Raw genomic sequence first — 22,492 nt, 5'->3', positions numbered from 1 at the left:
CGGGTCCGGTGCGCAGGCGGCCGACGCCGCCGCGCTGGTGCGCGCGGTGCAAGAGGAAGTGATGCCGTTCGAACGCAACTACTTCCGCACGGCCGACGTGCTGGAACCGTCGGTGGCGCGGCTGGATGCCCGCTGGCAGGCCCTGCGCGCCGCCGCGCCGGCGGCGGCCGCCGACCTGCTGGCCACGCGCGAGGCCGCGGCCATGCTGGCGACGTCGCGCTGGATGTACCGCAGCGCGCTGGCCCGCCGCGAAACCCGCGGCATGCACAAGCGCTACGACTTCCTGGAACAGGACGCCGCGCAGTACCACCACCTGACATCGGGCGGCCTGGACGAGGTCTGGGTGGCGCCGCGCGCCGTGCCCCAGGCGCAACAAGCCCCGGCGAGGTTGGCAGCATGATCGAGCTGATCAGCGACAGCCGCTGCACCGGCTGCAATATCTGCGTGCGGGTCTGCCCGGTGAACGTGTTCGACATCGTCGAGGGCGCGGCGCCCGTGATTGCGCGCCAGGACGCCTGCCAGACCTGTTTCATGTGCGAAGCCTGGTGCCCCGAAGACGCCATGTACGTCTCGCCGCATGCGGACGCACCGGTGCAGGTCGATGAAGACGCCCTGGTCCAGGCCGGCCTGCTGGGCAGCTACCGCCGCCAGATCGGCTGGACCCGTGAATCGCGCGACCTGCGCGCTGCGGACCAGTCGTTCAAGCTGTTGGGCGGGGGGCCGGGTAAATAGCGTGGGGCAACGGCGCTGCGGTTCGCCGGCGCCCTCGGAATGCCGGGGCGTCTATGCCCCGGCGATGCCCGCCGCGTCGTGCACGACGTGGCCGCCGACGACGGTCAGCAGGCACTGCGTATCGCGCCAGGCGTCCGGCAACAGGTTCAAGGGATCGCGGTCCAGCACGGCAAGGTCCGCCGCGAAACCCGGCGCCAGCGGCCCCTTCCAGTCTTCGTCGAAGCTCAGGCGGGCGCCGGCCACCGTGAAGGCGTGCAGCGCGGCGCGGGCGGACAGCGCCTGGTCCGGGCCGATGACGCGGCCGGTCAGGCGCTCTTGCCGCGCACCCGCGACCCACAGCGAAAAGAACGGGTCGTAGGGAATATTGTCGGTGGCCAGCGCCAGCGCCAGCCCCAACTCAAGCATCGTGTTGTGCGCCACGACGCTGTCGCCGCCGTCGGGCTCGTCCAGGTAGGCTGCGCCGCCTTTCCACAGGAAATAGGTGGGGATGGTGGTCACCAGTACGTCCAGCGCCTTCAGCGCCAGCAGGTCGTCGCGACGCGCCCGGGCAATGTGCTGGATGACCCAGCGGCGCCCGGCCAGCGGGAAGCGGGCATCGACCTCGCGCAGCACCGGCACCACCTTGTGCAGCTTGTCCGACACGATGACATTGACCCGCAGGTCATGCTCGGCGGCCAACAGGCACAGGGCGCGGAAATCCGCCGGCGTCACCGCCTGTTCGACAAAACCGGACCAACCGGTATCGGGCAGGTTGGCGCGTGCGCAGCAGGCCGTGACCGGATCGCCGCCATAGGCGATGTGGATGCCGCTGACGCGCAGCCAGGGGTCGCCCAGGCCCCGGCCGCGGGCCGTGGCCAGCCAGTCGCGCATGGCGCGGGCGGCCTCGGCCAGGTCGCTCCAGGTGGGGCTGACCACCAGCGTGGTACGCATTGTCAGTTCACCGTCTTCCCACAGCTTGCGGTAGACGGAAAGCGTTTCGGGCGCGCTGCCGTGGCCTTCGTAGATGCTGGTGGTGCCCTTGGCGTGGTATTGCCGCTGCGACACGCGCAGGCCCTTCAGGCGGTCGGCGAAGCCAAAGCGCGGCACGTCGGCAAGCAGGTCGAATTCCACTGCGGGGCGCGAATTGTGTTCGACGATATGGCCGGTCAATTGGCCTGCCGCGTCGCGCTCCAGTACGATGCCGGCGCATTGCGGCCGCGAATCGGGCGTCAGGCCGTTGCGGGCCAGGGCCAGGCTGTTCAGCGCCGCCGTGCCGGGCGGCTTGCCCCAATTGCCGAAGGGCGCGGGAATATAGACCGGATGGTCGGGGGCCGCGGCATCCAGTTCCTGCCGGGTGGGCAGGCGGCCTTCGGCCAGTTGCGCCGCACCGCCGAAGTAATAGGGCGGCGCGCCCACGGGCATGGTCACGATGTAGTCGCCAGGCGGCGTCGTCCGGGCCGCATCGCGCACCACGCGCAGCACGTCCGCCACGCTGCGCGCATCGGCCAGCGACGGACGCAGCGTCTTCAGGCCTTCGCGTTCCATGTGGGCATGGGCATCGTTGATGCCCGGAATGACCGTGGCGCCTTGCAGGTCGATCGCGCGCGCACCCCGGTCTGCCAGGGCAATGGCCGCGTCGTCGAACGCGGCCACCTTGCCGTCGACCAGGGCAATGGCCCGGGCCGACGGCCGCGAGTCGTCAAAGGTATGGATGCGCGCGTTGCGCAGCACCAGCGGGCGGGGATGCGCCCGCGCAGGATGGATGGGCATGTCAGGACGCGCTTTGATACCAGGGGAACAGGCGCTTGACGACCCAGACGAACAGCCGGTCGGCCACGAAGCCGAACGCGCCCAGCAGCACCAGGCCGATGAACATGATCTCGACCTGGAACAGCTGGTGGCCCAGCGACATCATGTAGGCAATGCCGCGGGTGGAACCGGATAGTTCGGCGGCTACCAGCACGATCAGCGACACCGCGATCGCCTGGCGCACGCCGGCCAGGATGAAGGGCAGGGCGGCGGGCAGGATCACCTGGAACAGGGTACGCACCCGGCCCGCGCCCAGCGCCGCCGCCGAACGCAAGTAGACGATGTTGGTGTCGCGCACGCCGATGAAGGTGGTGATCCAGATCGGGAAGAACGCGCCCCAGGCGATCAGCGCGATCTTGGGCAACTCGCCGATGCCGAACCACAGTACCGCCAGCGGCACCACGGCCAGTGACGGCACCGAACGAAAACCGTGCAGCACGGGCTCGCTCAGGTGATGCAGCGCCTCGACGCGGGCCGTCAGGATGCCGGCCGAGATGCCCAGCACCAGCGCAATGCTGAAGCCGGCCGCGGCGCGGGACAGGCTGGCGATGATGTGCGAGGCCAGTTCGCCCGACGCGATCAAGGGCAGCGCGGCTTGCAACACGCGCGACGGCGGCGGGAACAGCGCCGGGTTCATCCACGAAAACAGGTAGGGCACCGCTTCCCAGGCCAGCAGGAACAGCGCGATGCCGGCCAGGTTCAGCAGCAGCCGCTGGCGGCGCTTGGCGCGGGTCTGGCGGCGATGCGCCTGCTGGAAGCGTTCGGCGATGGTGGCGGCGGGATGGCCCGCGTCAGCGACACTCGCCTGCGGATCGGCCGCCTCGGCGGCGTCGGGCGCGCGGCCCAGGGTCAGGGAATTCATGCGGCTTGCCTTGCAGGAGCGCCGGCCAGGGCGGCTTCGATGCGGTTGTAGTGCTGGGCGAACGCAACGGATCCGCGTTGGCGCGGATAGTCCAGGTCGATGCGCAGGTCGTCGCTGAGGGTGCCGGGGTGCGGCGCCATGACCACGACGCGCTGCGCCAGGAAGATGGCTTCGTCGATGTTGTGCGTGACGAACACGACGGATACGCCGGTTTCCTGCCACAGGCGCAGCAGGTCTTTCTGCAGCGTGGCGCGGGTCATGGCGTCGACGGCGGCGAAGGGCTCGTCCATCAGCAGCACCTTGGGCTCGACCACCAGCGAACGGGCCACGGCGATGCGCTGGCGCATGCCGCCGGACAATTCGTGGGGATAGCGTTCGGCGGCGGCCGACAGGCCCACGCGCGCCAGGGCAGCCAGCGCCCGGCTGCGTCGTTCGTCGGCGGGCACCGCCAGGGCGCGCAGGCCGAATTCGACATTCTGCCGCGCGGTCATCCACGGAAACAGCGCATATTCCTGGAACACCACGCCGCGTTCCGGGCCGGGGCGTTCGACCCGCTGACCGCGAAAGCGCACCTGGCCATCGGTGGGTTGCAGAAAACCCGCCAGCAGATGCAGCAGCGTCGTCTTGCCGCAGCCCGACGGGCCGATCAGGCAGACGAATTCGCCGGCCTCGATGTCCAGCGACACCTGGTGCAGGGCCTGGGCCGGCGTATCGCCGCGCGTCGTGAAGAACTGCGACACGCGCTGGAATTCGATCAACGCAGCCATGCCGTCAGGCCAGTTTGACGCGATCGGGCGCGGCGGCAGACAACGGCGCGTCCTTGATGGCGGCGCGGAACAGGGCGCGCAGGTCGCCGGCCGGGGCGGGCGCCAGCTTGGCGTCGATGGCCCACTTGGCCTGGCTGACCAGGTCGTCGATGAAGCTGTCGTCAAAACCCACCTTGAACTCGAACACCGAGGTCGCTTCCTTGACCTCGGCGGCCGTGCTGCGGATGCGGCCGGCGATCAGCTCGGGCCACGCCGGGTCCTGGGCGATGCGCTTTTCGGCGTCCAGCAGCGCGCCGATGGCGTCCTTGACCAGGGCCTGGCGCGTGTCCAGCGTGTTCTGGTTGACTAGCAGCAACTGGTGGCTGCGGAAGTACTTTTCGTAGCCCGCCTGGGTCAGGAAGAAGGCCTTGCCGCCGCTTTGGCGCAGGGCGGCGTTGCCCGCCTGCGCGGTCCATGAGAACGCGTCGATGTCGCCGCGCACCAGCGCGCCGATCAGGTCGGTGGGCGCCAGGTTGACCTGCGTGATGTCGCTGGCCGACAGCTTGGCGAATTCCAGGTACTTGGCAAGCGCGTACTGGCCCGAGGTGCCGGCGGGCGTGCCGATCTTCTTGCCCTTGATGCTGGCGGGCTGGTCGGCGACGATGCCGCTGCCTTCGCGCGCCACGACCTTCATGTCGTAGGAATAGCGGCTGAAATTGGCCAGGATGCCGGGCTTCAGGCCCTGCAGCACCGCGAACACCACGGGGGTGTCGGTGGTGGTGGAAAAGTTGGCGGACCCCGCCAGCAAGGCCTGCATCGAATCGCGGCCGGTGGGAAAGTCCAGCACCTTCAGGTCGACGTTGCGAGCCTTCCAGTAGCCGCCGCTTTCGGCAACAAAAGGCAGGGCCCAGGTGTAGCCCGCGCTGCCCGAGGCCAAGGTGGCCTGTTCGCGCGTCTGCGCCAGGGTGACGCCGGGCAAGGTGCCCGCCGCGCCGGCCGCCGCGGCGGCACCGATATGAAACAGCAAACGCCGGCGTGCCGTGTCGATCGACGCCAGTTTCTTATACGAACTCATGCTTGGTGGTCCCGAATGACGTGAAATAGCTTGTGGTCATGCTACGTAAGCCCGGCCCCCGCGACAAAGAATATCTAGACATATGCTTGTTTGGTCCCGCGCGTTGCACGCGCCCGCCGTGGCCGCGCCGGCCTCACAACCGGGGGTTGTTAATTTCCGACTTTTTATTCATTTGGATTCCGCGGTTTCAGGCCTAGATTGTGGGTTCCGTCGCACTGGATGCGATGACTGCCTGGAGGCCTTTGCGCCATGAGCTACGACACCCCCGACTCCGCCATCTCTGAACTGCCCGCCACCCTGGAGCAGGCCCGCGCCGATGCGCGCCTCCGTCAATTGACCTATGCCGGTGGCGTATCGCCGATAGACGCCTGGGCGCTGGCGCAGAACGGCGAAGCCGTGCTGGTGGACGTACGCTCGGCCGAAGAGCGCACATTCGTGGGCCATATCCCGGGCGCCGTGCACGTGCCATGGGCCACCGGCACCAGCCTGACGCGCAACCCGCGGTTCGTGCGCGAGCTGGAAGCGAAGGTCTCCAGCGCGGGCGGCAAGGACGCCGTGGTGCTGCTGCTGTGCCGCAGCGGCAAGCGTTCCGCCTTGGCCGCCGAGGCCGCTGCCAAGGCAGGCTTTTCGGCCGTCTTCAATGTGTTCGAAGGCTTTGAAGGCGAACTCGATGCCCACCAGCATCGCGGCCTGCGCGACGGCTGGCGCTTTCATGGCTTGCCCTGGGTGCAGGACTGATATGGCGGTGTTCGATCTGGAAGGGGTGGTGCGGGCCTTGGACGGCATCCGCGCCGAATGGCGAACCTCGCAGCAACGCACGCGTGAGCCGGGCGAGCGTGAATTCCCGTCACGCGAAGCGCTGGCGGACATCTTCGACAAATTCAAGCGTGCGCTGTTTCCGATGCGGCTGGGGCCGGTGGACATGCGCCATGAAAGCGAGAACTTCTACGTCGGCTACACGCTGGACGCGGCGCTGCGCAGCCTGCTGGAGCAGGCGCGGCTGGAACTGCGCCGCAACGCGCCCGACCATCCCGAAGTTCAAGAGCACGCCACGGCCATCGTGCGCCGGTTCGCGGCCGCGCTGCCGGACGTGCGCCGCCTGCTGGACAGCGATGTGCTGGCTGCCTACCAGGGCGACCCGGCCGCGCGCAGCGTCGATGAGGTGCTGCTGTGCTATCCCGGCATCCATGCACTGATCCATCACCGGCTGGCGCACCAGTTGTACCTGCTGGACCTGCCGCTGCTGGCGCGCATCGCGGCCGAGATCGCCCATGGCGAAACCGGCATCGACATCCATCCCGGCGCGCAGATCGGTCCGGGCTGCTTCATCGACCACGGCACCGGTGTCGTCATCGGCGAAACCGCGCGCCTGGGCCGGCGCGTACGCATCTATCAGGCCGTGACGCTGGGCGCCAAGCGCTTTTCGACCGACGCCGAGGGCAACCTGGAAAAAGGCCAGGCGCGCCATCCCATTGTCGAAGACGACGTGGTCATCTATGCCGGCGCCACCATCCTGGGCCGCGTGACGCTGGGGCAGGGCGCCGTCATCGGCGGCAACGTCTGGATCACGGATGACGTCGCGCCCGGCGCCACGGTCACCCAGGCCGGCCCCCGCAGCACGTCCCGCTCATCCTCGTAGGGCTTCGGCCCTGTTTTTTTGCTCGTCTGTTTTGCTTGTCTGTTCACTTCGGAGATTTCAATGAGTGCCACCGTAGGCGGGACCGTCGCATTGGGCGACAACGGCGCAAGGCAGTTGGCCAATGCGACCAAGACCGTACCCCAGCTTTCCACCATCAGCCCACGCTGGCTGACGCATCTGCTGCAATGGATACCGGTCGAAGCGGGCATCTACCGCCTGAACAAGGTCAAGAATCCCGAAAACATCAAAGTCACGTGCACCGCGCGCGAAGACGAAAACCAGTTGCCGCGCACCTTCGTGGACTACGAAGAGCAGCCGCGCGAATACTTCCTGAACGCCGTCAGCACCGTGCTGGACGTGCACACCCGCATTTCGGACCTGTACAGCAGCCCGCACGACCAGATCAAGGAGCAACTGCGCCTGACGATCGAAACCATCAAGGAAAACCAGGAAAGCGAGCTGATCAACAACCCCGATTACGGCCTGCTGTCGCAGGTGACCGACGAGCAACGCATCTTTCCGCTGACCGGCGCGCCCACGCCCGACGACCTGGACGAATTGCTGACCAAGGTCTGGAAGGAGCCGGCCTTTTTCCTGACGCACCCGCTGGCCATTGCCGCCTTCGGCCGCGAGGCCACCCGCCGCGGCACGCCGCCGCCTACCGTCAGCCTGTTCGGGTCGCAGTTCATCACCTGGCGCGGCATTCCGCTGATTCCCTCGAACAAGGTGCCGGTGGCCGACGGCAAGACCAAGATCCTGCTGCTGCGCGTGGGCGACAAGCGCCAGGGCGTGGTCGGGCTGTACCAGCCGGGCCTGCCCGGCGAGCAAAGCCCGGGCCTGTCGGTGCGCTTCATGGGCATCAACAACCACGCGATCGCGTCGTACCTGATCTCGCTGTATTGCTCGCTGGCCCTGCTGGCGGATGATGCGCTGGCGGTGCTCGACGAGGTCGAGATCGGCAAGTACCACGACTATCCCGATACCTACAAGTAGGCGGCACGATGGCTCAAGCCGATTCTTCTCCGCGCTTCGCCGCGCTTTCCGGCGCAGTGCCGGGCGCCCCGGAAGCGCCCATCGACCCAGGCGAACTGGCGCGCCTGGCCAACGCCTTCTTCACGGCGCTGCCGGGGCAGGCGGTGGGCGTCACGCCGCCCGCGCCGGTGCCGCCCGGGGTGCAGGCGCCGTTGAACGTGGCGCCGCCAGGCTCGCCGCTGGTCAGCCCGGCGGGCCTGGGCCCCAGCGTGCCAGGCACGCCGATTCCGCAAGGCGTGGCGCCGGGCGCCAACCTGGTGCCGGCGTCCCCGGCACAACTGCCGTCGCTGGCGCATCGCGCGCCGGCCTTGCTGCCGCATGCGCCGGCGGGCAATGGCGTGCCCGACAGCGTCGTGGCGGCGGTGCCGGCGTACGAACCCCGCTTCGGCGCGGGCGCGACGGGCGTGCCGCCGCCGTACTACTTCCTGGCGCCGGGGCATGGCCAGCCGGCGCCTGACCCGGCCGCATCCCCGAATGTGCTGGGCGGCACCCGGATCAGCGACGAATTGGCCGGACTGCCGCTGATGCCGCCCCGCGCGGCACCGCCCGCGGCGCCGGTATCGGCCCCCGCCGCGCCCACGGCGGATGCGCGCTATTACTTCGTTGACGCCGTGGTATTGCCCAGCGGCTACACCACGCCCGCGCATCCCCAGGCGCGCGTGGCACCCCAGGCCGGCGCCGACGCGCATCCGCCGTTCGACGTGCATGCGGTGCGGCGCGACTTCCCGATATTGCAGGAACGCGTCAACGGCCGTCCGCTGGTGTGGTTCGACAACGCCGCCACCACCCACAAGCCGCAGAGCGTGATCGACCGGATCGCGTATTTCTACGCCCACGAAAACTCCAACATCCATCGGGCCGCGCACGAACTGGCGGCGCGCGCCACGGACGCCTATGAAGGTGCGCGCGAACGGGTGCGGCGTTTCATCAACGCACCCGACGTGAACGAGGTGATCTTCGTGCGCGGCACCACCGAAGCCATCAACCTGGTGGCCAAGAGCTGGGGCACGCAACACGTGGGCGAAGGTGACGAGATCATCGTGTCGCACCTGGAGCATCACGCCAATATCGTGCCCTGGCAGCAACTGGCCGCCGCCCGCGGCGCGGGGCTGCGCGTGATTCCGGTGGACGACAGCGGCCAGGTGCGGCTCGATGAATACCAGAAGCTGCTCAACGACCGCACCCGCATCGTGGCCGTGACGCAGGTGTCCAATGCGCTGGGCACCGTCACGCCCGTCAAGCAGATCATCGACCTGGCGCATCGGGCCGGCGCGCGCGTGCTGGTGGACGGCGCGCAGTCGGTCTCGCACCTGGCGGTGGATGTTCAGGCCCTGGGCGCAGACTTCTTCGTGTTTTCCGGACACAAGATATTCGGGCCGACCGGGATCGGCGTGGTCTGGGCCAGGCGCGAGGTGCTGGAAGACATTCCGCCGTGGCAGGGCGGCGGCAATATGATCGCCGACGTGACCTTCGAGAAAACGGTGTTCCAGCCGATTCCCAACAAGTTCGAGGCCGGCACCGGCAACATCGCCGACGCCGTCGGCCTGGGCGCCGCGCTGGACTACGTGAGCCGCCTGGGCATCGAGAACATCGGCCGCTACGAACACGACCTGCTGGTCTACGGCATGCGCGGGCTGGGCGCCATCCCGGGCGTGCGGCTGATCGGCACGGCCGCGGACAAGGCCAGCGTCATGTCGTTCGTGCTGGACGGCTACAGCACCGAAGAAGTCGGCCATGCGCTGAACGAAGAGGGCATCGCGGTGCGCACCGGGCACCACTGCGCGCAGCCGATCCTGCGCCGCTTCGGCGTCGAGACCACGGTGCGGCCCTCGCTGGCGTTCTACAACACCTTTGATGAAATCGACCGCCTGCTGGATGTAGTGCAGCGACTGGCGGCGTCGCGACGAACCGCTTGAAGCGGAGGTGGCCAGCCGTCGCGGCAAGCGCCGCGACGGCTGCTGCGTTTGCCGGCATTAGTTTCTGCCGGATTTGAAAATCCGCAGAATGTATTTAGCCGCGGCCCCGGCCCTGTTTAGAGTGGATTGCTTCACTTTCAAGACAAGGAAGCAGGGTAATGCAGCGCAGCACAGCCAGTTTGATGAATCCGCACCGGGATGCGTCCGCGCCCCGGTGGGCCGCCCCGGTCGGCGCAGCCCTGTGCGCAGCGGTCTTCGCCTTGGCGGCGACCCCGGCGCATGGCGCCACACCGCAGTACGGCGGCATTCTCAAGGTGGCGCTGGACGGCGACCCGGCTTGCGTCGATCCGCAGCAGCCGGGCAACAACACCGCGCTGAACATCGGCCGCCAGATCACCGATTCGCTGACCGACCAGGACCCCGAGACGGGCAACATCGTGCCGTGGCTGGCCACGACCTGGAAGGCCGAAGAGGACAACCGCCGCTTCACCTTCGTGCTGCGCGATGGCGCGACCTTCAGCGACGGCAGCAAGCTGGACGCCGACGCGGTCAAGGCCAACTTCGACGGCATCGTCAAGATGGGCGCGCGCGCCTCGCTGGCGTCGACCTACCTGGCCGGCGTGGACCGCATCGAGGCGCCGGACGCGCATACCGTCGTGGTCGTCTTCAAGGAACCCAACGCCCAGTTCCTGCAGGCCACGTCGACGATGAGCCTGGGCCTGTTGTCCAAGGCCACGCTGGCCAGGTCGTACGAAGAACGCTGCCAGGGGCAGGTGGTGGGGTCCGGGCCGTTCGTGCTGACCTCGTTCACGCACAACCAGGGCGCCAAGCTGCAACGGCGCGACGATTACGCCTGGCCGTCGTCGTTGGCCACGCATCGCGACAAGGCCTACCTGGAAGGCATTGAATTTCGCATCATTCCGGAATCGGGCGTGCGCAACGGCAGCCTGCTGTCGCGCCAGGTGGATGTGAACACCAGCGTGCAGCCGCAGGACGAAAAGGTGCTGCTGGCGCAAGGCCTGCCGATCCTGGCGCGCAGCAATCCGGGGCTGGTGTACAGCTTCTTCCCGAACGAATCGCTGCCCCTGTGGGCCGCGCCGGCCGTGCGCCGCGCGCTGGTCAAGGGTATCAACCGGCCCGAACTGCAGACCATCCTGTCGCGCTACCAGCAGCCGGCGACGTCGGTGCTGGCCAAGACCACGCCGTCGTATGTCGACCAGTCGCAGGCGCTGGCCTACGACCCCAAGGGCGCCATCAAGTTGCTGGAAGACGACGGCTGGCTGCCCGGCAAGGACGGCATCCGCGAAAAGAACGGTGAACGGCTGACGGTGCGGCTGGAATACTGGCAGTCGGTGACCTACCTGGAACTGATCCAGCAACAGCTGCGCGAGATCGGGGTGGACCTGCAACTGAAGAAAAGCGTCATCGGCCAGGTCAACGCCATCCGCGACACGGGCAAGATGCCGATCCAGTTCTACAACCTGACGCGCGCCGACCCGGACATCCTGCGCACCGTGTTCCTGGCCAGTGGCCGCAACGTCAACTTCCGCGCGCCGGCCGAGGTGGATGCGGTACTGGCGCAGTCGGCCGCCGCACAAGACCCGGCCCAGCGCAAGCAGCTGATCGCCCGCGCCGCCGAGCTGCTGGTGGCCGACGGCCACGCCATTCCGCTGGTGGAACTGGCTACGGTGGGCGCCACCGGCAAGCACGTCCAGGGCCTGCACTACGACGCCTCGTCGCGGCTGCAGTTCTACGACACCTGGCTGCAGAAGTAGGGAGGCCGCATGACGCAGACCGTGTTGCCGGCCGCTGCCGGGACGGATGCCTGGCGCTACGCCCTGAGCCGCACCGCCCAGTCGGCCTTCGTGCTGTGGGCGGCCTACACCGTATCGTTCGTGATCCTGTACATCCTGCCCAGCGATCCGGTCAGCATCATGCTGAACCAGGGCGATGCCAGCCTGGTCGACCCGGCCCAGGTGGCGGCGCTGCGCGCCCAGTACCATTTGGACGAGCCGCTTGTGGTGCAGTACGGCATCGCGCTGTGGCAGGCGCTGCGGCTGGACCTGGGCGTATCGATCCAGACCGGGCAGCCGGTGTCGGCCATGCTGGCGCAGGCCGCGCCGGCCACGGCGGCCTTGGCGCTCAGCGCGCTGGCGGCCGCCCTGGTGCTGGGTCTGGGCCTGGCGCTGGCCGCCAGTTCGACGCGCCATCCGCGCCTGCGTTCGGCCTTGCAGGCGGCGCCGTCGTTGGGCGTGTGCCTGCCCACGTTCTGGGTCGGGCTGTTGCTGCTGCAATGGCTGTCGTTCACGTTGCCGGTGTTTCCGGCCATGGGCAACGAAGGCTGGCAATCGCTGGTGCTGCCGGCGGCCACGCTGGCCTTGCCCACCGCCGCCACCGTGGCCCAGGTGCTGTCGCGCTCGCTGTCGGCCGTGTGGGGGCAACCCTTCGTGGCGGCCTTGCGGGCCAAGGGTTTGTCGCGTCGGCGGCTGCTGTTCACGCACGTACTGCCCAACGCCACCATCCCCGTCCTGACCATGACCGGCGTGCTCATGGGCAACCTGCTGGCCGGTTCCGTTGTCACGGAAACCGTGTTCTCGCGCGAAGGCATCGGCCGGCTGGCGCAGGGCGCGGTGGCCGTCAAGGACATTCCGGTGGTGCAGGGCGTGGTGGTGCTGGCGGCCGCCGTGTTCGTCATCGTCAACCTGGTGGTGGACCTGGCGTATCCCTTGCTGGACCCGCGCATCACCCGCAACCGGGCGAGGGCGCTGGCATGACGACGCAAACCCTGGCTTCCCGGCCGGGCGCACGCCCTGGCCGCCTGTGGGCCTTGCTGGCGACGCTGCGGGCCAAGCCCATGCTGGCGCTGAGCCTGGCCGTGATTGTGCTGGTGCTGGGCTGGGCGCTGGCGCCGCAGGCCTTCACCTCGGCCGACCCCTTGCGCGGCGTGCCCCAGGACGCGCTGCTGGCGCCGTCGGCCAGCCACTGGTTCGGCACCGACCACCTGGGCCGCGACATCTATGCGCGCACCGTCCACGGCACATCGACGTCACTGCAGGCCACGGCCTTGGCGGTGCTGATCGCACTGTTCCTGGGCGGGGCCATCGGCCTGCTGGCCGGCTTCCTGGGCGGGCGGATCGATGCGGTGCTGATGCGCGCCACCGACGTGCTGATGGCGATTCCGACGCTGCTGCTGTCGATGGCGATCGTGACCGTGCTGGGTTTTGGCACGGTGCACATCGCCATTGCCGTGGGGCTCTCGTATGTGGCCACGTTCGGGCGCCTGATGCGCGGCGAAGTGCTGCGCTGGCGCGGCGCGGTGTTCGTCGAGGCCGCGGTGGCCTCGGGCGTGGGCACGCGCGGCATCCTGCTGCGCCACATCGCGCCGCACGCCGCCGGCCCCGTGCTGGCGCTGGCCGCGCTGGAATTCGGCGCCGCCGTGCTGGCGGTGTCCTCACTCAGTTTCCTGGGCTTTGGCGCGCCGCCGCCCGCGCCGGAATGGGGGCTGTTGATTGCCGAAGGCCGCAACTACATCGCGGCGGCCTGGTGGTACACGACCATGCCGGGCATGGTGGTCGCGGCCGTGGTGCTGTCGGCCAACCAGATCGCCCGCCACGCGCAGGACTTGGGAGAATCGTCATGACCGCACCCCACGCTGGCCCGGTGGTGGCCCTGGGCAACCTGGACGTCGCCTACCGCGACGCCGCGACCGGCGCCTGGCGCGCCGCCGTCACCGACGTATCCCTGGCCATCCAGCCGGGCGAGATCGTCGCGCTGGTGGGCGAATCCGGTTCCGGCAAGTCGACCACGGCCGCGGCCCTGATCGGCCTGTTGCCCGACAACGCCCTGCGGCGCGGCGGCAGCATCGAACTCGAAGGGGTGGAACTGGCCCATGCGCCGGAGTCCGTCTGGCAAGACCTGCGCGGCCGGCGCATCGGCTTCGTGCCGCAGGACCCGGGCCTGTCGCTCGACCCGGTCAAGCGCATCGGTGCGCAGCTGGAAGAAGCGCTGACCGTGCACGGCGTGTCCAAGGCCGAGGCGTGCCGCCGCGTGCCCGGCATTCTGGCCGACGTGGGCCTGGCCGATGCCGCGCGCGTGGCGCGCAGCTTTCCGCACGAGCTGTCCGGCGGCATGCGCCAGCGGGTGCTGATCGGCATGGCCGTGGCGCACGAGCCCGCGCTGATCATTGCCGATGAACCCACCAGCGCGCTGGACGTGACGGTGCAGCGGCAGGTGCTGGACCACCTGGAAGCGCTGGTGCGCCGCAAGGGCATCGCCGTGCTGCTGATCACGCATGACCTGGGCGTGGCGTTCGACCGCGCCGACCGCGTGGCCGTGATGCAAGGCGGCCGCATCGTCGAGACCGGCGCGGCCCGGCCCTTGCGCGCGCGGCCGGCGCATCCCTATACGCAAACGCTGCTGGCCGCCGCGCCCGGCTTGCGGCAGGGCGGCCTGCCTGCGCCGGCCAGGCCCGCCGCGCACGCGCCGCTGCTGGTCGTGCAAAACCTGGCCAAACGCTTCGGCGAGGTACGGGCGGTGGACGGCGTGTCGTTCCATGTGCCGCGCCATGGCACCACCAGCCTGGTGGGTGAATCCGGGTCCGGCAAGTCCACGACCTCGCGCATCGCGCTGTGCCTGGAACGGCCCGACGCCGGCCAGGTCTGGTTCGACGGCCGCGACGTCACCCGGCTCAACCGCGGCCAATTGCAGGACTTTCGCCGACGGGTGCAGGTGGTCTACCAGAATCCCTATGCCTCGTTGAACCCGCGTTTCACGCTGGAAGCCATCATCACCGAGCCCTTGCACGCCTTCGGCCTGGGCGACCGGGCCTCGCGCCGCGAGCGCGCGGCCGAGCTGCTGCACGCCGTGGAACTCAGCCCCGACCTGCTGGACAGCCGGCCCACCCGCCTGTCGGGCGGCCAGCGCCAGCGCGTGGCGATTGCCCGCGCGCTGGCCATCGAACCCGAGCTGGTGGTGCTGGACGAACCCGTCTCGGCGCTGGATGTATCGGTGCAGGCCCGCATCCTGGCGCTGCTGCAGCGCCTGCAGGCCGACCTGGGCGTCAGCTATCTGTTCGTGTCGCACGACCTGGCGGTGGTGCGGCAGATTTCCGACCACGTGGTCGTGCTGCGGCGCGGCCAGGTAGCCGAGCAGGGGCCGGTCGAGCAGGTGTTCGAACGGCCCGCCCATCCCTACACGCAGGCGCTGCTGGGCGACACGCCGGGCGGCCGCCACGCGCTGCCGGCCGTTGCCGCGCCTGCGCCCTTGACCCTGGACCTGGCGGCCTGAGGCCGCAACACCATGACCCTACCCAATCCTTTTCCCATCGGCCTGGCGTTCAATGGCCGGCCGTCCGCGCCCCGTGATGGCAGCGACATCCGAGCGCACGCCGTTGCGGGCGCCGAAACGGCCGAGGCGTGGCGGCCCTGGCTGGACGCCATCAAGCAAGCCGACGAGGCCGGCCTGGATTTCGCCACCTTCGACGACCTGTGGGCCCGCTCCGGCTCGCCCGGCCAAAGCCCTCTGGATGCGACGCTGCTGCTCGCCCGCATCGGCCCGGCCACGCGCCGCATCGGCCTGCTCCCGGCGGTGGTGGTCAGCACCACCGAGCCGTTCCATGTGTCCACTGCCATCGCCACGCTGGACTACGTGACGCGGGGCAGGGCGGGGCTGGTGCCCGTCGTGCCCGCGCAGCCGGACGTGGACGCGGCTGTGGCGCATGCCGGGGCAGGCATCTATGCGTTGCCGGACACCCGCCACGGGCTGTACCAGGATGCCGCGGGCGCGGTGGATGGCGTGCGGCGCCTGTGGGACAGCTGGGAAGACGACGCCATCATCCGCGACGTGGCCACGGGCCGTTTCGTCGATCGCGACAAACTGCACTACGTGGATGTGAAAGCGCTGACCTTTTCGATACGCGGCCCGTCCATCGTGCCGCGGCCGCCGCAGGGGCAGCCGCCCGTGGCGGTGACCTGGCGCGAAGACGGCGACGTGGCCTGGGCTGCCCGGCATGCCGACATTCTCTTCGTGCCCGAGCCCGCCGACTCGGCCGCGTGGACGGCGCAGCGCCAGGCGCTGGACGGCGCCCAGCAGCAGGCCGGGCGCCATCTGGCGCCGCTGCGCTACGTCGTGGATGTGCCCGTTTCGTTCGACGACGCCGCCGACGCTGCGGCGCCAAGGGCAGGACGGGAAGACGCTCCCCACACCGCCCAGGCGCTGGCCCGCCGCATTCTGGCCTGGCGCGACGCCGGCTTTGCCGGTGTGCGCCTGCACCCGCGCGACATTCGGCGCGACGTACCTGTCGTGACCGACGTGCTGCTGCCCTTGCTGCAAGACGCCGGCCTGGCGGCGGCAGCCGACATCGATGCGTCATTCCCGCCGATTTCCCTGCGCGGCCGCCTCGGGCTGGCCGCCGCCACCAACCGCTACGCGACTGCAGGCCAAGGAGCCCGTTGACCATGGCACAGAAGCAATTGATCCTGGGCGCGCATTTCCCGGGCGTGAACAATATGACGGTCTGGAGCGACCCGCAGGCGGGCAGCCAGATCGAATTCGAATCCTTCGAACGCTTCGCCCGCGCCGCCGAACGCGGCAAGCTGGACTTTGTGTTCCTGGCCGAAGGCTTGCGCCTGCGCGAACAGCGCGGCCAGTTGCACGACCTGGACGTGGTGGGGCGGCCCAATACGCTGGTGGTGCTGGCGGCGCTGGCCGCGGTCACCGAGCGCCTCGGCCTGGCCGGCACGCTGAACGCCACCTTCAACGAGCCCTACAACCTGGCCCGCCAGCTGGCCACGCTGGACCACGTGTCCGGCGGCCGTTCGGCCTGGAACGTGGTGACTTCGCCCGGCGCGTTCACCGGCGAGAATTTCCGCCGCGGCGCCTACCTGCCGCATGAACAGCGCTACGAACGCGCCCGCGAATTCGTCGAGCTGGCGCGGCATCTCTGGGACGGCGGCGACGACGGCCACGGCGCCTTCGACTACCAGGGCGCGCAATTCAACGTACGCGGCCGGCTGGACGTGCCGCCGCTGCCGCAAGGCCACCCGATCATCATCCAGGCCGGCGATTCCAGCCAGGGCCGGGAATTCGCCGCCCGCAGCGCCGACGCCATCTTCACCCGCCACGGATCGCTGGAACAGGGCCAGGCCTTCTACGCCGACGTCAAGGCGCGCCTGCCCAGATACGGCCGCGCCGAGGCCGACCTGAAGATCCTGCCCGGCGTGGGCTTCGTGCTGGGCGATACGCCCGAAGACGCCGCCGCGCGCCATGCCGAGGTACGGCGCCAGCAGGTCAGCCCGCAAACCGCCATCGTGCTGCTGGAACAGCTGTGGAACCGCGACCTGTCCGGCTTCGATCCCGACGGGCCGCTGCCGGACTTCGATCCCGACGTGTCCGCCGCCACGGTCGCCAAGGGCCGCACCCGCCAGCACGACGACAACCTGGCCACCGCACATCAATGGCGCGAGCTGGCCCGGCGTGAAAACCTGGGCATCCGCGACCTGATCATCAAGGTCACCGGCCGCCAGCAATTCGTCGGCACGCCGGCCCAGGTGGCCGACGAGATGAACCGCTACGTGCAGCAGAACGCGTCCGACGGCTTCATCCTGGTGCCGCACCTGATCCCCAGCGGCATCGAGGAATTCGTCGATCGCGTGGTGCCGTTGCTGCAGGAAAAGGGCGTGTTCCGGCAGGACTACGCCGGCACGACGCTGCGCGAGCATCTGGGCCTGGCGTCCCAGGCGGTGCCGGCATGAGCGGCGATCTTTCCCGGGCTGTCCACCGCCCGCCGCGCGTGCCGTTGTCCATCCTGGACCTGGCGCCGATCTCGTCCGGGTCTGACGCCCGCCAGGCGCTGGCCAATACCGTCGACCTGGCGCGCCGGGCCGAACAGGCCGGCTACCTTCGCTATTGGCTGGCGGAACACCACCTGTCCGAAGGTCTTGCCAGTTCGGCCGCGCCGATCGTCATCGGCCAGGTGGCGGCCGTGACCACGCGGCTGCGCGTCGGGTCCGGTGCCACGCTGTTGGGCTATCACACGCCATTGGCCATCGCCGAGGCCTTCGGTACGCTGGACGCCTTGCATCCCGGCCGCATCGACCTGGGGTTGGGCCGCGGGCTGGCCGCGGCAAGGCGCGCGGCGCCGTTGGCCGACGGGGCAGGCGATCCGGCGGGCGGCGCCGCTGCGGCGCCCGGTGGGGCAACCCCAGCGACGCAAGGCGATCGCGTCATCAACGGCCTGCTGATCCCCGCGCCGCCGGTCTCCCGTCCGCAACGCGCCAGCCGCGGTCTGGCCCGCGAAGCCATCCTGCTGCAACCGCAAGCGCAGCCCTTGCCATTCGAGGCGGCCGTGGATGCGCTCTTTGCCCTGCTGGCCGGCACCTATGCGGCAGCGGACGGCAGCCGCGTGCAGGCCACGCCAGGCCTGGGCGCCGCGCTGCAGACCTGGGTGCTGGGGTCGTCGGCGGGCGAAAGCGCGCAATTGGCCGGCCGGCTTGGCTTGCCGTTCGCGGTGAATTACCACGTCAGCCCGGCGACTGCGCTGGGGGCCGTGGACGCCTATCGCCGGGCCTTCGTGCCGTCGGCCACGCAGGCCCGGCCGTACCTGATGATATCGGCCGATGTGGTGGTGGGGCGGGATGCCGCCGACGCCAGGCGCATCGCCACGCCCTATGGCGCGTGGGTGCAAGGTATTCGGCGGGGCGAGGGCGCCACGCGCTACCTGTCGCCGGAAGAGGCCCAAGGCATCGAACTGGAAGCCGACCTGGTGCAGGACCGCACGCGCACCCAATTCGTGGGCGATGCCGATACGGTCGTGCAGGGGCTGGAAACGCTGGTGCGCGCCACCGAGGCCGACGAACTGATCGTCACTACCAACGCCCATCGCCACGAAGACCGGGTGCAATCACATCTGCGGCTGGCGCAAGCCTGGCACGGTACGCCGCAAAGATAATCCGCGTTTTCTTCTCGTACTGCCGCACCAGATAATCCAGGCTACCTCGTCCCGGTATTCTCATTAATAAGGTTACTAAATAATTCAGATAATCCCATATTTTCCAATACTCTCCCTCGGAAAACTCGGGTATTCCCGAAAACGCCCTGCGTTGCGAGCGCTAACAAAAGTCAGCCTCGCCATTTGCCGTTCAGATAATGTGGGCAGCCATTTCGGCATTAATGCAACGCAACCCAGACCCGCCAGACGCAGTCCTGTTTCAGCTTCAAAGCGATAAGCCATTCGTGATACCCAATAGCGCTCGGCCAGAGCGCACCGTTTCGTTTCCACGGAAGTGCGGAGGGGCACGTGAAGCAACAACTGAAAGTCGGTTTAACGGTGGTTGGCATACTGCTTGGCGCAAGCGCCCTGGGCGCTTATGTGGCCAGCACCGGCACCCCCTCGAAGCCCGGTGCGCCAACCGTCACGCTCGGTAACGGTAAACAGGGGCCGGCAGGCATGGCCTGGATTCCGGGCGCCGAATTCCGCATGGGCAACGACCATAAACTGTCGCAGCCCAATGAATTGCCGCCGCATCGCGTGCGGGTCAGCGGTTTCTGGATGGATACCCACGATGTGACGAACGCGGAATTCCGCCGTTTCGTCGACGCCACCGGGTATGTCACGACGGCCGAACAGAAACCCCGCTGGGAAGACCTGAAGGTCCAGCTGCCCCCAGGCACCCCGCGCCCCGACGACCGGCTGCTCGTGCCCGGTGCCATGGTTTTCGTCGGCACGGCGTCCGAGGTCTCGCTGCGCGACTACAGCCGCTGGTGGCGCTTCATTCCGGGCGCCAGCTGGCGCCACCCGCAAGGCCCCGGCAGTTCCATCGACGGCAAGGACGACCACCCGGTCGTGCAGGTGTCGTACGAAGACGCGCAGGCCTACGCCAAATGGGCCGGCAAGCGCCTGCCGACCGAGGCGGAATGGGAATTCGCCGCCCGCGGCGGGCTGGAGCAGGCCACCTATGCCTGGGGCAATGAACTGAGCCCGCAAGGCAAGCCCATGGCCAATATCTGGGACACGCAACAGCAGCAGCCGTTTCCGGTGGTCAAGGACGAGAAGATCCAGGTGGGCACCACGCCCGTCGGCAGCTTTCCGCCCAACGCGTATGGCCTGTACGACATGGCCGGCAATGTGTGGCAATGGACGGCCGACTGGTATCGCGCCGATGCGTTCCGCATCCAGGCGCAATACCGCCAGCCGCCTCAGGACCCCGCCGGTCCGGCCGACAGCTTTGATCCCGACGACGCCAACGTCCCCGTGTCGGCCCCGAAACGGGTGACGCGCGGCGGCTCATTCCTGTGCAGCGATACGTACTGCATCAGCTACCGGGCCAGCGCCCGGCGCGGCACGGATCCGTTGAACGGCATGTCGCACCTGGGTTTTCGCACGGTGATGACGCCCGACCAATGGAAGCAGGCCCAGTCCCGCCCGGGACGCGTCGCCAGCCGTTGATGCCTCGCCCGCAGCCCGGGCGACCCGTACAGGTGTGCGTTTGACGAAGGGATACCCATGGCGTTGCGCAATGGCATTCTGGCGTTGGAAGCGGCAATTTCCCGAGACGTGCTGGGCCAGGCGCAGGTGGTGCGCCACCTGCTGATCGCCTTGGTGGCCGACGGGCACGTGCTGCTCGAAAGCCTGCCCGGGCTGGCCAAGACCCGCATGGTCAAGGCCATGGCCGCGCACCTGGCGGCCGACATGAGCCGCATCCAGTTCACCCCCGACCTGCTGCCGTCGGACATCACCGGCGCCGACGTGCTGCGCCAGGATGCCCAGGGGCGCAACCAGATTGCGTTCGAGCCTGGTCCGCTGTTCGGCAACCTGATCCTGGCCGACGAGATCAATCGCGCGCCCGCCAAGGTGCAGTCCGCGCTGCTCGAGGCCATGGAAGAACGGCAGATCACCGTGGGCGGCCACACCCGCAAGATGCCCGCGCTGTTCATGGTGCTGGCCACGCAGAACCCGATCGAGCAGGAGGGCACGTATCCGCTGCCCGAAGCGCAGATGGACCGCTTCCTGATGAAGATCCGGCTGGACTACCCCGGCGCCGAAGACGAGATGGCCATGCTGGCGCTCTTGAGAAGCCCGCCGGAACCGGCCGGTGAAGCCGACGACGCGCGCCTGACGCAGGACGCGCTGCTGGCCTGTCGCCAGGCCGCGGCCGCCGTGCTCGTGGCGCCGGCCGTGGACCGCTACACCGTGGATCTGGTCAACGCCACGCGGCGTCCCGGCGACTACGACGCCGACCTGGCGCGCTGGATACAGGTGGGGGCCAGCCCGCGCGGCGCGATTGCGCTGGATCGGGCCGCCCGGGCCCATGCCTGGCTGGCCGACGCGGACTTCAGTACGCCGGACGATGTGCGCGCCGTGGCCCATGCGGTGTTGCGGCATCGCCTGCACCTGTCCTATGACGCCGTGGCCGATGGCGTCACCGCCGATCAGGTCATCGACCGGATGCTGGACGTCGTGGCCGTGCCGGCCTAGGAAGCGCCATGAGCCCCGCGCCGCATCCCGTCCATCCGCCGCTGGCCGAACTGATCGCCCTGGAAGCGGCGGCGGTCGGCCTGTCGTTCACCGCCCGGCAGCCCTTGGGCAGCGTGTTGGCCGGGCCGCACGGATCGCGGTTGCGCGGCCGGGGGCTGGATTTCGCGGAACTGCGCCGCTATGCGGCCGGCGATGACCTGCGGCGCCTGGACCTGCGCGCCTCGTTGCGCTATGGCAAGCCGCTGGTGCGCGCCTATACCGAAGAGCGCGACCGGCCGGCGCTGATCCTGGTCGACCAGCGCATGAGCATGTACTTCGGGTCCGTGCGCGCCTTCAAATGCGCCGTCGCGGCCCGGCTGGCGGCGCTCACCGCCTGGATCGCCTATCGGGGCGGCGACCGCGTCGGCGGACTGGTGTTCGACGACCGTGGCATCAAGGCGTTCAAGCCGCTGCGCAGCCGCGACCGGGTACGCGCGCTGCTGGCCGAGGTGGCGCGCGCCAACGCGGCGTTGTCCGCCGACGGCCCCGACGTGCCTGCCGCACAAGGCTTGAACGCCGCGCTGCGCGGCGCGCTGGCCACCGCGCCGCATGATTGCCTGGTCTGCGTCATCAGCGACTTCGCGGGCGCCGACGAGGCCACGCTGCGCGCGCTGCGCCTGTTGGCGGCCCACAACGACGTGCTGGCGATGCTGGTGTTCGATCCCATGGCGCAGCAGCTGCCCAGCGCCGGACGCATGGTGGTCACCCAAGGCGAAGTGCAGCTGGAAATTGCCGTGGGCCGGCGGCGGGAAAGGCAGCCGCTGGCCGATTTCTTCAGCGGCCGCCTGCAGCAGGTGGCGCACCTGCTGCGCCGCAGCCGCGTGCCGCTGCTGTCCATCGACACGGCGGACGATGAACGCGTGCAGTTGCGCCGTGAACTCGGCAAACAGGTGGCGATGCCGGCCGCGATCGGCCCGACCGGGACGCGGCCATGAGCGACGCGCTGCCCGGCCTGGATCAATTGCAGGAGCTGCCGTTGCCGGCCGCCGTGCCCTATTGGCCGCAAACCTGGGGGTGGGCCGTGGTGGCGCTGTTGCTGCTGGCCGGCGGCGCCTGGGCCGCGTGGGCCGGCTGGCGCCGCCACCGCCGCAACCGCTATCGGCGCCAAGGTCTGGCCGCGTTGACGCAGTTGGCGCGGGACGCGGCCAGCGACCCCTTGGCGGCGCGCGGCCTGCCGGCCTTGCTCAAGC

19 protein-coding genes and 2 pseudogenes are annotated in these 22,492 nt (G+C 69.2%); 17 read left to right on the top strand and 4 right to left on the bottom strand.

Annotated elements, in window-relative coordinates:
- Positions 1-400: pseudogene (locus HV798_RS31000) on the top strand (pyridine nucleotide-disulfide oxidoreductase); the annotation flags it as partial.
- Entirely contained in the window at positions 397-732 is a 336-nt protein-coding gene (locus HV798_RS30995) for a 4Fe-4S dicluster domain-containing protein (protein WP_175196531.1), read from the top strand. The pseudogene HV798_RS31000 and the gene HV798_RS30995, both read left to right, overlap by 4 nt.
- Positions 733-783: 51 nt before the next feature.
- Here the strand turns inward: HV798_RS30995 and HV798_RS30990 are convergent, their stop codons facing one another.
- The 4 genes from HV798_RS30990 to HV798_RS30975 are packed head-to-tail and all read right to left on the bottom strand — an operon-like array spanning position 784 to position 5,203.
- The gene (locus tag HV798_RS30990) at positions 784-2,481 is read right to left on the bottom strand and encodes an amidohydrolase (RefSeq protein ID WP_175196529.1); all 1,698 of its coding nucleotides are present in this window, start codon (positions 2,479-2,481) and stop codon (positions 784-786) included.
- A 1-nt stretch (position 2,482) separates the two neighbouring features.
- Complete coding sequence (locus tag HV798_RS30985; protein ID WP_175196527.1) at positions 2,483-3,382, bottom strand: ABC transporter permease; 900 nt, start codon at positions 3,380-3,382, stop codon at positions 2,483-2,485.
- On the bottom strand, positions 3,379-4,149 hold the full coding sequence (locus HV798_RS30980; RefSeq protein WP_175196525.1) for an ABC transporter ATP-binding protein: 771 nt from the start codon (positions 4,147-4,149) through the stop codon (positions 3,379-3,381). The genes HV798_RS30985 and HV798_RS30980 overlap by 4 nt, the downstream gene beginning before the upstream one ends.
- A gap of 4 nt (positions 4,150-4,153) precedes the next feature.
- Complete coding sequence (locus tag HV798_RS30975) at positions 4,154-5,203, bottom strand: ABC transporter substrate-binding protein (RefSeq protein ID WP_175196523.1); 1,050 nt, start codon at positions 5,201-5,203, stop codon at positions 4,154-4,156.
- 249 nt (positions 5,204-5,452) lie between these two features.
- On the opposite strand from HV798_RS30975, the gene HV798_RS30970 reads away from it, so the two are divergent.
- From HV798_RS30970 to HV798_RS30900, 15 genes and pseudogenes are all read left to right on the top strand, one after another.
- On the top strand, positions 5,453-5,941 hold the full coding sequence (locus tag HV798_RS30970; protein ID WP_175196521.1) for a rhodanese-like domain-containing protein: 489 nt from the start codon (positions 5,453-5,455) through the stop codon (positions 5,939-5,941).
- 1 nt (position 5,942) lies between these two features.
- Positions 5,943-6,842: a serine O-acetyltransferase EpsC gene (gene epsC, locus HV798_RS30965; protein ID WP_175196519.1), complete on the top strand. Its 900-nt coding sequence runs from the start codon at positions 5,943-5,945 to the stop codon at positions 6,840-6,842.
- Positions 6,843-6,902: 60 nt separating this feature from the next.
- Positions 6,903-7,835 carry a family 2A encapsulin nanocompartment shell protein gene (locus HV798_RS30960; RefSeq protein WP_175196517.1) on the top strand — a complete coding sequence of 311 codons (933 nt, stop codon included), beginning with the start codon at positions 6,903-6,905 and terminating at the stop codon, positions 7,833-7,835.
- Between the two features lie 8 nt (positions 7,836-7,843).
- On the top strand, positions 7,844-9,790 hold the full coding sequence (locus HV798_RS30955; RefSeq protein ID WP_175196515.1) for a family 2A encapsulin nanocompartment cargo protein cysteine desulfurase: 1,947 nt from the start codon (positions 7,844-7,846) through the stop codon (positions 9,788-9,790).
- A gap of 158 nt (positions 9,791-9,948) precedes the next feature.
- Complete coding sequence (locus tag HV798_RS30950; protein ID WP_246289337.1) at positions 9,949-11,565, top strand: ABC transporter substrate-binding protein; 1,617 nt, start codon at positions 9,949-9,951, stop codon at positions 11,563-11,565.
- A gap of 9 nt (positions 11,566-11,574) precedes the next feature.
- Positions 11,575-12,564 carry an ABC transporter permease gene (locus HV798_RS30945; protein ID WP_175196513.1) on the top strand — a complete coding sequence of 330 codons (990 nt, stop codon included), beginning with the start codon at positions 11,575-11,577 and terminating at the stop codon, positions 12,562-12,564.
- Positions 12,561-13,430, top strand: coding sequence for an ABC transporter permease (locus tag HV798_RS30940; RefSeq protein WP_175196512.1), 870 nt, complete (start codon positions 12,561-12,563; stop codon positions 13,428-13,430). Before HV798_RS30945 ends, HV798_RS30940 begins: the two co-directional genes overlap by 4 nt.
- Entirely contained in the window at positions 13,427-15,076 is a 1,650-nt protein-coding gene (locus HV798_RS30935) for a dipeptide ABC transporter ATP-binding protein (RefSeq protein ID WP_175196510.1), read from the top strand. The genes HV798_RS30940 and HV798_RS30935 overlap by 4 nt, the downstream gene beginning before the upstream one ends.
- Positions 15,077-15,088: 12 nt before the next feature.
- The gene (locus HV798_RS30930) at positions 15,089-16,243 is read left to right on the top strand and encodes an LLM class flavin-dependent oxidoreductase (protein WP_175196508.1); all 1,155 of its coding nucleotides are present in this window, start codon (positions 15,089-15,091) and stop codon (positions 16,241-16,243) included.
- Positions 16,244-16,245: 2 nt separating this feature from the next.
- A complete protein-coding gene (locus HV798_RS30925; protein ID WP_175196506.1) occupies positions 16,246-17,541 on the top strand; it encodes an NtaA/DmoA family FMN-dependent monooxygenase in 1,296 nt (431 codons plus the stop codon).
- Positions 17,538-18,617: pseudogene (locus HV798_RS30920) on the top strand (LLM class flavin-dependent oxidoreductase); the annotation flags it as partial. The gene HV798_RS30925 and the pseudogene HV798_RS30920, both read left to right, overlap by 4 nt.
- A 468-nt stretch (positions 18,618-19,085) precedes the next feature.
- Entirely contained in the window at positions 19,086-20,234 is a 1,149-nt protein-coding gene (locus HV798_RS30915) for a formylglycine-generating enzyme family protein (protein WP_175196494.1), read from the top strand.
- Between the two features lie 57 nt (positions 20,235-20,291).
- Entirely contained in the window at positions 20,292-21,263 is a 972-nt protein-coding gene (locus HV798_RS30910) for an AAA family ATPase (RefSeq protein WP_175196492.1), read from the top strand.
- 8 nt (positions 21,264-21,271) lie between these two features.
- A complete protein-coding gene (locus tag HV798_RS30905) occupies positions 21,272-22,237 on the top strand; it encodes a DUF58 domain-containing protein (protein ID WP_175196490.1) in 966 nt (321 codons plus the stop codon).
- The coding region (locus tag HV798_RS30900; RefSeq protein WP_175216633.1) for a DUF4381 family protein at positions 22,234-22,492 on the top strand (259 nt) is incomplete at its 3' end. The genes HV798_RS30905 and HV798_RS30900, both read left to right, overlap by 4 nt.

The sequence above is a fragment of the Achromobacter deleyi genome, assembly GCF_902859705.1.
Taxonomy (GTDB): Bacteria; Pseudomonadota; Gammaproteobacteria; order Burkholderiales; family Burkholderiaceae_B; genus Achromobacter; species Achromobacter deleyi.
This window is presented reverse-complemented; position numbering and strand designations above follow the sequence as displayed.